The sequence below is a fragment of the Duganella callida genome (assembly GCF_004614165.1).
In the GTDB taxonomy this organism is placed as follows: domain Bacteria; phylum Pseudomonadota; class Gammaproteobacteria; order Burkholderiales; family Burkholderiaceae_D; genus Rugamonas; species Rugamonas callida.
Map to the genome: position 1 here is coordinate 1 of NZ_SPVG01000271.1, position 10,869 is coordinate 10,869.

Annotated in this window: 12 protein-coding genes and 1 pseudogene; 9 read left to right on the forward strand and 4 right to left on the reverse strand. The window is 68.0% G+C overall.

The window, feature by feature from the left end:
- The coding region (locus E4L98_RS28625; RefSeq protein WP_135204939.1) for a methyl-accepting chemotaxis protein at window positions 1-1,615 on the forward strand (1,615 nt) is incomplete at its 5' end.
- Between the two features lie 5 nt (window positions 1,616-1,620).
- Here E4L98_RS28625 and E4L98_RS28630 read toward each other — a convergent pair.
- Window positions 1,621-1,866 carry a hypothetical protein gene (locus E4L98_RS28630; protein WP_135204940.1) on the reverse strand — a complete coding sequence of 82 codons (246 nt, stop codon included), beginning with the start codon at window positions 1,864-1,866 and terminating at the stop codon, window positions 1,621-1,623.
- Window positions 1,867-1,901: 35 nt separating this feature from the next.
- Here E4L98_RS28630 and E4L98_RS28635 point away from each other — a divergent pair, with 35 nt between their 5' ends.
- Window positions 1,902-2,558, forward strand: coding sequence for an energy transducer TonB (locus tag E4L98_RS28635; protein ID WP_135204941.1), 657 nt, complete (start codon window positions 1,902-1,904; stop codon window positions 2,556-2,558).
- On the opposite strand, the gene E4L98_RS28640 is transcribed toward E4L98_RS28635, so the two are convergent.
- On the reverse strand, window positions 2,559-2,744 hold the full coding sequence (locus E4L98_RS28640; protein WP_135204942.1) for a hypothetical protein: 186 nt from the start codon (window positions 2,742-2,744) through the stop codon (window positions 2,559-2,561).
- A 40-nt stretch (window positions 2,745-2,784) separates the two neighbouring features.
- A complete protein-coding gene (locus E4L98_RS28645) occupies window positions 2,785-3,195 on the reverse strand; it encodes a response regulator (protein ID WP_135204943.1) in 411 nt (136 codons plus the stop codon).
- 206 nt (window positions 3,196-3,401) lie between these two features.
- On the opposite strand from E4L98_RS28645, the gene msrA reads away from it, so the two are divergent.
- From msrA to E4L98_RS28675, 6 genes are all read left to right on the forward strand, one after another.
- Entirely contained in the window at window positions 3,402-3,905 is a 504-nt protein-coding gene (gene msrA / locus E4L98_RS28650; RefSeq protein WP_135204944.1) for a peptide-methionine (S)-S-oxide reductase MsrA, read from the forward strand.
- A 110-nt stretch (window positions 3,906-4,015) separates the two neighbouring features.
- Window positions 4,016-4,414 carry a DUF1842 domain-containing protein gene (locus tag E4L98_RS28655; protein ID WP_135204945.1) on the forward strand — a complete coding sequence of 133 codons (399 nt, stop codon included), beginning with the start codon at window positions 4,016-4,018 and terminating at the stop codon, window positions 4,412-4,414.
- A 92-nt stretch (window positions 4,415-4,506) separates the two neighbouring features.
- Window positions 4,507-5,427, forward strand: a complete 921-nt coding sequence (locus E4L98_RS28660) for a cupin-like domain-containing protein (RefSeq protein WP_135204946.1) — start codon at window positions 4,507-4,509, stop codon at window positions 5,425-5,427.
- A gap of 37 nt (window positions 5,428-5,464) precedes the next feature.
- A complete protein-coding gene (locus tag E4L98_RS28665) occupies window positions 5,465-6,154 on the forward strand; it encodes a TetR/AcrR family transcriptional regulator (RefSeq protein ID WP_135204947.1) in 690 nt (229 codons plus the stop codon).
- A 72-nt stretch (window positions 6,155-6,226) separates the two neighbouring features.
- Complete coding sequence (locus tag E4L98_RS28670) at window positions 6,227-8,449, forward strand: ATP-binding protein (RefSeq protein ID WP_135204948.1); 2,223 nt, start codon at window positions 6,227-6,229, stop codon at window positions 8,447-8,449.
- 9 nt (window positions 8,450-8,458) lie between these two features.
- Window positions 8,459-8,914, forward strand: a complete 456-nt coding sequence (locus E4L98_RS28675) for a response regulator (protein WP_135204949.1) — start codon at window positions 8,459-8,461, stop codon at window positions 8,912-8,914.
- Here the strand turns inward: E4L98_RS28675 and E4L98_RS28680 are convergent.
- Window positions 8,901-10,514, reverse strand: a complete 1,614-nt coding sequence (locus E4L98_RS28680; protein WP_135204950.1) for a response regulator — start codon at window positions 10,512-10,514, stop codon at window positions 8,901-8,903. The two genes, E4L98_RS28675 and E4L98_RS28680, sit on opposite strands and share 14 nt — an antisense overlap.
- Before the next feature lie 95 nt (window positions 10,515-10,609).
- On the opposite strand from E4L98_RS28680, the pseudogene E4L98_RS28685 reads away from it, so the two are divergent.
- Window positions 10,610-10,869 (forward strand): annotated as a pseudogene (locus E4L98_RS28685) (heme oxygenase); the annotation flags it as partial.

The window sequence follows — 10,869 nt, forward strand, 5'->3', positions numbered from 1 at the left end:
GCTGGCGGACTTGGCCCGGCTGCACGCCGAACTCGGCGCGCGGTTCCGCGATGCCGACGCCTACCGCGGCTTCGAACAACGGGCGCAGGCGCTGTTGGCGCTGCCGGCCGGCACGCCGCCCGCCACCGCGCTGCGCCACTATAACGAACTGGTGGGCGCCGCCACGCACCTGGTGGTCAAGCTCAGCGATGGCTCCGAACTCAGTCTCGACCCCGCCGCCGACACCTACCACATGATCAATTTCAGCCTGTTGCGCGGCACCCTGCTGAACGAGCGGCTGGCGCGGATCCAGGCCGCCGATGCGCTGGCCGAACCGGCGCGCGCGGCGGCGCTGCGCGCCGAACTGCCGTCCGGCGTGGGCGCGCTGGAACTGCTGCGCGCCGACATGGACAATGCCTACCGCGAGGCGGTGCTGGCCGAACCCGCGCTGGCCCGGCGCCTGAACCGCGACGGCGCCTGGAATGCGCTCGACCGTTTCATCGGCATGGCACGCGACGACACCGACACCGACGCCGGCGCGGCATTGTCGCGCGCCGCGCAGGACGCGCTGCGGCAACTGCAAACCCTGCAGGCGGACGCCCTGCTGCAGCTGCACGAAGAGCTGGAGGCGCGCATCGGCGCCATGCGCCACCGCCTGGCGCTGCAGCTGGGCGTGTCGCTGGCCTGCGTGCTGCTGGCCGCTTATTTCATGCTGTGCTTCTACCGCGTCATGATGGGCGGCCTGCGCGAAGTCGGCCGTCATCTGGAGGCGATCACGCAGGGCAACCTGACGGTGCCGCCGGTGCCGTGGGGCAAGGATGAAGCGGCCAGCCTGATGCTGACCATGGGCGCCATGCAGGACAGCCTGCGCCATATCGCGCGCTCGGTGCACCATGGTTCGTCGCGCATCGAGTCGGCCAGCGGCGAGATGGCGGAGGCCTCGCACGCGCTGTCGCACCGGACCGAGCAGGCCGCCGCCAGCCTGGAGGAAACCGCCGCCAGCATGGAGCAGGTGGCCCAGACCGTCAACCAGAACGCTGCCAGCATCGAATCGGCGCGCGACATCGTGCAGCACAACGGCGTGGTGGCGCGCGACGGCGACGCCGCCATGACCCGGCTGCTGGCCAACATGGACGGCATGCAGAGCGCGGCCCGGCAGATCGTCGGCATCATCAGCGTGATCGACGGCATCGCCTTCCAGACCAATATTCTGGCGCTCAACGCGGCGGTGGAGGCGGCGCGCGCCGGCGAACAGGGCCGCGGCTTTGCCGTGGTCGCGTCCGAAGTGCGGCAGCTGGCCGGCCGCAGCGCGACGGCCGCGCGCGAGATCAAGGATCTGATCCAGGCCTGCATGCGCCAGGTCGACGAGGGCAGCGGCAGCGCCGCGGCGGCCGGCCACACCATGCGCGACATCATGGGCGGCGCCGGCCGGCTGCAGGCGCTGATGGAAGACATCGCGCTGGCCACGCGCGAGCAGCGTCAGGGCATCGAGCAGATCCGGCAAGCGATCACCGGCCTGGACGCGACCACCCAGGAAAATGCCGCGATGGTCGAGCAAAGCGCGGCGGCCGCGAGTGCCATGTCCGAGCACGCGGCCGGGCTGGCGCGGACCGCGTCGTTCTTCAAGCTGGCGTGAGCGCTTCAGCCGCGCCAGTCGGCCAGCCGGGCCTGGTCGACCCGCACCAGCTGATCCAGCCGCAGGGTTTCGCCGCTGCTCAGCGTCAGGTAATCGGCGCCGTCTTTGGCGAACACGTCGGTGATGACGGCGTGGCGCGTGTGCAGCGCGCCGTCGGCATCGCGGAACTGGATGGCCGCCGGCTGGCGCCGGGTGGCGTGCACCTCCAGCAGGTCGTGGAAGTCGCAGCTGATGGGCTGGTAGGTGTGCATGGAGCTCTCCGGTTGGACAATGATATTATCATCGCATGAACAGGAAACTGCTTGCCGTCGCCGCTGTCGCCGCCGTCGGCGTCGTCCTCAACCTCGGCACCCGCGCCGCCCAGTCCGGAGCGCCGCAGGCGCCGTTCAAACAATTGCTCACGCCGGCCAGCTGCCTGCAGCCGCAGTGGCCGGCGGAGGCGCGCCGTTACGAGATCGAGGGCGTCACCATGGTCCGTTTTGAGATCGGCGCGGATGGCGCCATCGTGCGGCCGGCCGTGGCGCGCAGCAGCGGCTGGCGCATCCTGGACGAAGCGGCCGTGGCCGGCATCGCGCGCTGCAGGTTCCAGCCGGACCTGGATGCGGCCAGACAGCACACGGTGTTCCCGCTGCAATACGTGTGGAAACTCAGCGGCCCGCCCATGGCGCGGCCGCTGCTGGTGCAGGGCAGCTGCGCCGCATCGGCGACATTTGCCGGCTTCAGCGAGGCGGACCCGCGCCCCGGCGGGCGCGACGGCATCCTCGTGCGCTTCCTGCTGAGTGCGGACGGTACGGCGGTGCGGGTGGTGCCGGAAGCGGCGGGGCAGCCGGCCGCGCTGGTCGGCGCGGCGGTCGATTATCTGCAAAGCTGCCGTTTTGCCCACGACAGCGACGCGCGCGGCGAGCGCACCGACACCGGCTATGGCCGCGTGCTGCTGAAATAGTCAGCGCAGATCGGCCCGGCGGCGCTTGTCCGGCTCGTTGAGCACGCGCGCGATCACGGGCAGCGGCACGCCGTTGTCGGCCAAAAAGGCGGCGGCCGCCTCACGGCCGCGCTGTTCCATCATCACGATGCCGGCGTTGACGGCGATCGCCCTGGCGCGGTCGGGGCGGGTGCGGCGTTCTCTCATGGTGACACCTCCTGAATTCCGAAGGTATCACAAAGCATCTTCAGGCGCTGGCTTCCATGCTGTGCAGGCGCTTGTCGAGCGCGCTGCGCACGGCGGCCAGGATGCGCTCCAGGTTGGCCGGCTTGATGACGTGTTCGTCAAAGCCGGTGGCCTGCACGCGCTGGCGGGTGATGACGTCGCTCCAGGCGGTGAAGGCGATCAGCGCCACGTGGTCGAAGTCCGGCACGGCGCGCAGCGCGGCCGCGACCTGGTAGCCGTCCATGCCCGGCATGCCGAGGTCGAGCAGGATGGCGTCCGGCTGGAAGGTGCGCGCGACGTCGAGGCCGGTCAGGCCGCCGTAGGCGACCGCGGTGTGAAAGCCGTGCAGCTCCAGCAGTTCGGCCGTGATGTCGGCGGCCTCGTTGTTGTCGTCAACGATTAAAATGCGTTTGGTGGTGGGGGTCTGGTCCATGATATTGAACGGAAAGAAACATGACGTTCGGCTGGGTCCAGGCCGGAGGAATCGTGGCGCGACGGTGCGGGGGGCGCGCGGGAGAGGAGGGCGGGCGCCGTGGCGCTTCCCTGGTGACAATTATAGTGGCTTTTCGGGTTTTTACTTGAAGAAATATGCGAGTGTCTCCAAATTGTGCACAGACACTTAATGAAAGGAACAATCTTATGACGACTCGGACTGAAAAAGCCATCCTGGCCGGCGGCTGCTTCTGGGGCATGCAGGATCTGATCCGCAAGCAGCCCGGCGTGGTCGGCACGCGCGTCGGCTATTCCGGCGGCGACGTGCCGAACGCCACCTACCGCAATCACGGCAGCCACGCCGAGGCGATCGAGATCGTGTTCGATCCGGACGTCATCAGCTACCGCAAGATCCTGGAATTCTTCTTCCAGATTCATGACCCGAGCACGCGCAACCGCCAGGGCAACGACCTCGGCACAAGCTACCGTTCGGCAATATTTTATGTCGATGAGCAACAAAAAGCGGTGGCCGAAGACACCATCGCCGACGTCGACGCCTCGGGCCTGTGGCCGGGCAAAGTGGTGACCGAACTGGCGCCGGCCGGCCCGTTCTGGGAAGCCGAACCGGAACACCAGGACTATCTGGAGCGCATTCCGAACGGTTACACCTGCCATTACATCCGTTCTGACTGGGTGTTGCCCAAGCGCTAAACCGCTTGGGAATCAAGAACTTGGCTTCCTGAAGGTATTCGGAAGGTAAGTTTTCCGCGGCAAGACTACAGTGCGGGCTCCACTTTTCGAGCCCCGCCGCAGGAGTAGTCATGAGTCAGTTATTTGCCGCCGTTTACGACATCCAGAGCGCCACCTTCGGCCGCCCGCGATTGCGCCTCAACCTGGTGATCGACCGCGCCAACGACAGCGTGGTCGGCACCGCCACGCTGGACCTGGTCAGCGGCGACAGCCACGACATCTCGGTGCGCGGTCAGCACATGGAAATCGCCGGCGAGGAGGCGCTGAACGCCCTGGTGCTGGCCGGCACGCCGCCGATTTTTGCCGCCCTCGACGACGCACCCAGCGCCTTCCAGCTGCTGATGGTGTTGCCGACGGCATGGAAAGATGGTCAGGCTTGCTATAAGATGAGCTTCGGCAAAAGCCATCCGCGCGTGATCGACATCCGCGACGGGGTGGCGCGCGCGCTGCTGCCGGAGGGCGTCTACTGAAAGGAAGCGACATCGAAGTCAACGATTCGTGGCGGGGCTGGATCGCCGAAAATCTGCTGCTGGGCGCGCAGCCCGACAGTCTGGCCGGCATCATGGTGCAATCGGGCATCGCCGAGGCGGCCGCGCGCGCGGAAGTCGCGGCCGCCGCGCGCAGTCCCTACCTGCAGGGCGCGGCCGGGCTGCGCGACCGGCTGCAAAACCGCCTGGCCAAGCGCGACTGGTTGCTCGATAATCAGGCGCGGCTGAACCGGCTGGCGCCGGCCGCCGTGCCGCGTCGCGCGCGCCTGAGCGGCGACGACTTCCTGCGCGAATATTACCGCCGCAACCAGCCGGTGATCATCACCGGCATGCTGGACGATTGCCCGGCGCGGGAAAAATGGAGCTTGGACTACCTTGCCGCCGAGCTGGGCGCGCGCGAGATCGAAGTCCAGTTCGGCCGCGACGCCGACCCCGACTACGAGCTGAACAGCGTTGCCCACCGCCGGCGCATGGCGTTTGCCGAATACGTCGCGCTGGTGCGCCAGGCCGGCGTCAGCAACGACTTTTACATGACGGCCAATAACGACGGCCACAACCAGGCGGCGCTGGCCGGGCTGCTGCGCGACGTGCCGGCGCTGCCGGACTATCTGCAGGCGGGCGGCGGCGGCTTCTTCTGGTTCGGACCGGCGGGCACCATCACCCCGTTCCACCACGACCTGACCAACAACTTCATGCTGCAGATCCGCGGCCGCAAGCGGGTCAGGCTGGTGGCGCCGTGTGACACGCCGCGCATGTACAACCAGCGCCACTGCTTTTCGCAGGTGGACGGCCGTGACATCGACCTGCGGCGTTTCCCCTTGATGGCCGGCGTGCCGGTGCCGGAATGCGAGCTGGCGCCCGGCGAGATCCTGTTCCTGCCGGTCGGCTGGTGGCACTTCGTCGAAGCGCTGGACGTCAGCATCACCGTCTCCACCACCCACTTCCGCTGGGACAACGACTTCTACAGCCACTACCCCGCCAACCAGGACTTCTGAGGTCGGCTCTGACCCCAAATTGGTCTATACTGCGCGGATGAATCTGACCGCTTCCACTGCCCCTCACCAGAAGCGCGCCGGTGTCGAGCGGCGCGAGCGTACCCGGGCCCTGCTGATCCGCAGCGCCATCGAGGTGTTTGCCCGCCTCGGCCCCGATGCGCCGGTGGTCGACGATTTCATCGCCGCCGCCGGCGTCGCCCGCGGCACGTTCTATAACTATTTCAAGACCGCCCACGAGCTGCTGGCCGCCGTCACGCTGCAGCTCAACGAGGAAGTGCTGGGCATGGTCGATCCGCACGTGTTGCGCTATGACGATCCGGCCGCGCGCTTTTGCATCGGCACCCGGCTGTACGTGCATTTCGCGCTGCGCTATCCGGTCTGGGGCGCGTTCCTGACCCGCATCGGCCCGGCCCACGCGGTGCGCGGCCGCCGCCTCGACCGCTTCCTGACGCGCGACGTCGAACTGGGCATCGCCAGCGGCCGCTTCAGCGCGGGCAGCGCGCTGGTGGTGCGCGACATGGTGCTCGGCTCGGTGTTCTTCGGCATCGAGACCATGCTGACCGAGGGCGCCGGCGACCGCCACATCGAGGACATGCTGGCCACCCTGCTGCACGGCATCGGCCTGCCGGCCGACGAGGCGCGCCGCCTGGCCCATCTGCCGCTGCCGGAGCTGGGCCCGGTCTCCTCGCCGGTGTTCGCCACCCTGAAAACTGTTCAGGACAATTGAGATAGTGCGCCGCACCGCGGCAGAACTTGGTATGATGCAGCTCTGCTAATTTTGCCTCATTGCGTCCCAGTCATGCCCCAGGACAGCGCCGTCACCGACATCGATATCGCCAGCTGCGAGCGGGAACCGATCCGCACGCCCGGCGCAATCCAGCCGCACGGTTTTTTGCTGGCGCTGGATGCCGCGCGCACGGTGGTGCAGGTCAGCGATAACCTGGCCCGGCACACCGGCGCCGCAGCGGCCGACGCGCTGGGCCAGCCACTGGCGGCGGTGATCGGCGCCGCCGCCGCTGCCCTGGCGCCGCACCTGGACGACGCCCAGTTGCGCGAGCGGCCGGCCTATCTGGCCACCGTCACGGTCGGGGACAGCGCCTACGATGCGCTGGCGCACCGCTGCGGCCAGCTGCTGATGCTGGAATTCGAGCCGGCGCGCGGCGATTACCGCGCCGATCTGCAGCACCTGTATCCGCTGCTCGGCGATTTCCTCAACAAGATCAGCGAGGCCGACACCATCGCCGACTTGTGCGAGCTGGCCGCGGCCGAAATCGGCACGCTGACCGGTTTCGGCCGCGTGCTGGTCTACAGCTTCGACGAGGAGGGTCACGGCAATGTGCTGGCCGAATGCCTGCAGGACGGCTACGACAGTTATCTGGGCCAGCGCTTCCCGGCCAGCGATATTCCGCGCCAGGCGCGTGAGCTGTATGTGCTGAACCGCGTGCGCATGATCCAGGACGCCACTTACGCGCCGGCCAGCCTGCAGCCGCCGGACAATCCGCTGACCGGCCAGACCACCGACCTGTCGTTCGCGGCGCTGCGCAGCGTCTCGCCGGTGCACCTGCAGTACATGCGCAACATGGGCACCCTGGCGTCGATGTCGGTGTCGCTGGTGATCGAGGGGCGGCTGTGGGGACTGATCTCCTGCCACCACGCCGCGCCGCGCCTGCTCAGCTTCCACCAGCGCACGGTGTGCGAGCAGGTGGGGCAGATCCTGGCGCTGCACATCAGGAACCGCAGCGACGCCGACGATCTGCAATTCCGGCTGGAGGTGCGGCGTTCGATGGTGCGGGTGCTGGGCGGCCTGACCCAGGGCGCCGATTTCATCGACAACCTGCGCAGCGTGCTGCCCGAGCTGCTGCATTTCGCCCGCGCCGGCGGCGTCGCCATCGTCATCGACGACCGCCTGATCAGCTTTGGCGACACCCCGGACGATCAGCAGATCCGCGCGCTGACCGGCTGGCTGGCCACCCAGGTGCACGACGAGATCTTCCACAGCGCGCACCTGGGCGCCAGCTACCCGCCGGCCGCCGCCTACGCCGACTGCGCCAGCGGCCTGCTGGCGATGCCGATCTCGCGCATCCACCAGCACTATCTGCTGTGGTTCCGACCCGAGCACGTCTACCACATCGACTGGGCCGGCCGGCCGAGCGGCAAGGAAGTGGTGGCCGGGCAGCTGACGCCGCGCACCAGTTTCCAGCTGTGGCGCGAGACCATACGCGGCACCAGCACGCCATGGCGCGACGGCGAACTGGAGCTGGCGCTGGAGTTCCGCAGCGCGCTGCTGGGCATCGCGCTGGAACGCGCCGAGCAGATGGCCGACCTGGCCGAGGAGCTGGGGCGCGCCAACAAGGAGCTGGAGGCGTTCTCGTATTCGGTGTCGCACGATCTGCGCGCGCCGCTGCGCCACATCGTCGGCTTTTCCGACCTGCTGATGGAGACGGCCGGCAGCGACAACCCGGAGCGGCGCCAGCGCTTCCTGGTCAACATCAAGGAGTCGGCGCGGCTGGCCGGCAAGCTGGTGGACGATCTGCTGAGCTTTTCGCAGATGGGCCGCGCGGCGCTGCGGCCGATCCGTTTCAGCATGGCCGACCTGGTGCAGGGCGTGATCGACAAGCTGGCGCCGGAACTGCCGCCGCACCGCATCGACTGGCACGTGGCGCCGCTGCCGGAAGTCACCGGCGATCCCGCCTTCCTGCAGCTGGCGTTGTATAATCTGCTGTCGAACGCGGTCAAATTCACGGCCAACGCCGATCCCGCGACGATACGCGTCAGCGCCGAGCAGCTGCCGCATGAAACCATCTTCCATATCGCCGACAATGGCGTCGGCTTCAATATGGAGTATGCTCACAAGTTGTTCGGCGTGTTTCAGCGCCTGCACCGCATGGAAGATTTCAAGGGCACCGGCATCGGCCTGGCCAATGTGCGCCGCATCGTCGAGCGCCATGGCGGCCGGGTCTGGGCCAACTCCGTGCCGGGCGAAGGCGCGACTTTTTCGTTCGCCCTGCCCAAACCCGATTGAGAACCACCTATGTTAAAACCCATCCTGCTGGTCGAAGATAATCCCCACGACCTGGAACTGACGCTGATCGCGCTGGAGCGCAGCCAGCTGGCCAATGAAGTCATCATCGTGCGCGACGGCGCCGAGGCGCTCGATTATCTGCACGCGCGCGGCGCCTATGCGAAACGCGAGCAGGGCAATCCGGCGGTGGTGCTGCTGGACCTGAAGCTGCCCAAGGTCGACGGCCTGGAAGTGCTGGCCGAAATCCGCGCCTCGGCCACGCTGAAAAGCATGCCGGTGGTGATGCTGACCTCGTCCAAGGAGGAACAGGACCTGGTGCGCAGCTATGAGCTGGGGGTGAACGCCTACGTGGTCAAGCCGGTGGACTTCACCGAATTCGTGCGCGCGATCGCCGACCTGGGCATCTTCTGGGCGGTGCTGAACGAGCCGCCGCCAGGCTCGCACCGCTACATCAAGCCGCAGTGACGGCGCGCTTGCGCAGCAGGTGGCGGATGCGTGCGCTCAAGGTCTCGGCGGTGTAGGGCTTCTGCAGCAGATGCACCCCGGGCGGCAGCTTGCCGTCGTGCGCCAGCACGCCTTCCGCGTAGCCCGAGGTGAACAGGATCCGCGCCTGCGGCTGCAGGCGCTGCACGATCTCGCTCAGTTCCAGGCTGGTCACGCGGCCCGGCATGATCACGTCGGTGAACAGCAGGTCGATGCGGGCGCCGCCTTCGACCAGGCGCGCGGCCTGCTCGGCGTCGGCCGCGCTCAGCACCTGGTAGCCCAGCGCCGCCAGCAGGTCCACCGTCGACAGGCGCACATCTTCCTCATCTTCCACCACCAGGATGGTCTCGACGCCGCCGGCCAGCGCGGGCGTGGCGGCGGCGCTTTCCGCCACCGGCACGCCCTGGCTGCGCGGCAGGTAGATCTGCACGCAGGTGCCTTCGCCGACCTTGCTCTGCAGGGCGATCTCGCCGCCCGACTGCTTGACGAAGCCGTAGGTCATGCTCAGCCCCAGGCCGGTGCCGTGGCCGGTGGGCTTGGTGGTGAAGAACGGCTCGAACGCGCGCTGCAGCACCTCGTCCGGCATGCCGGCGCCGGTGTCGGCAATTTCGATCAGCACGTAATCGGTGGCGGCCGCGCGGCGGTCGGGCAGGGCACCGCCGGCCGCGATGTTGCGGGCGCGGATGGTCAGCGTGCCGTCGCCGTCCATGGCGTCGCGCGCGTTGATGGCCAGGTTGAGGATGACGTTATTGAGCTGGCTGACGTCGACCTCGGTGTTCCACAGTTGCGGCGCCAGGTCGGTCACCACCACCGCGCGCGGGCCGAGCACGCGGCGCAGCATGTCGTCCATGTTGGCCAGCACCGGCGCCAGTTGTACCACCGTGTTCTGCAACGGTTGGCGGCGCGCGAACGCCAGCAGGTGCGCCGCCAGGCGGGCGCCGCGCTCGACGCCGCTCAGGGCGTTCTCGATGCGCGCCATGCCCTGGGCGTTGACGTCGCCGGTCAGCTGCAGCAGGTGCAGGTTGCCGCCGATGATCTGCAGCACATTGTTGAAGTCGTGGGCGACGCCGCCGGTCAGCTGGCCGATCGCTTCCATCTTCTGCGCCTGGTGCAGCGCCGCCTGGCTGGCGCGCAATTCCTCCTCGCGCGCGCGCAGTTCGACGAAGGCGGCGTCGCGCTGCCGGCGCGCCTGGTAGGCGGCGCTGTGGTAGCGGATGCGCGCTTCCAGTTCGCGCGCGTCGGGCCATTTGACCAGGTAATCGTTGGCGCCCAGCGCGAAGGCGCGCGCCTTGATGTCGGCGTCGTCTTCGGACGAAAGCAGGATGATGGGCACCTGTTCGGTGTCCGTGTCGGCGCGCAGCATGCGGATCACGTCGAAGCCGTCCGGCCCCGGCATGCGCAGGTCGACCAGCACCACCGTGGCGGCGGTGTCGCGGCACAGCGCCACGGCCTGCTCGGCGCAGCTGTCGTAGCGCAGGCGGATACCGGTCTGGTGCGACAGATGGTAGCCGATCAAATCCTCCGCCATCGCTTCATCGTCGATCAGCAATACGGAGCAGTTCTGTGATTGGGTGTCGTTCATGGGCAAGGAGGTGGCTATCCCGTGATTTTACCCGAGCGCGCGCCCGAAGTGCGCGCCTGCTCTACGGTGCGCATGTACAATCGAAAGATGACTTTATGCCGGGGAACAAATTGAATGAGGAACTGGATGTCGGGTCGGATGTGCTAGGCGCCTTGCGCGCGGCCACCGCCGAACGTCATGCCGAACTGGACGCGCGCACGCCGCTGGCCGCGCCGGCGCCGGATCTGCGCGCCTACCGCGACCATCTGCGCTTGCTGGAAGCGTGGCTGGCGCCGCTGCAGGCCTGGCTGGCGCGCGCCGACGATGGGCCGCAACGGCAGCTGGAAGCGCGCGACTATCTCGGCCAGATCCGTGC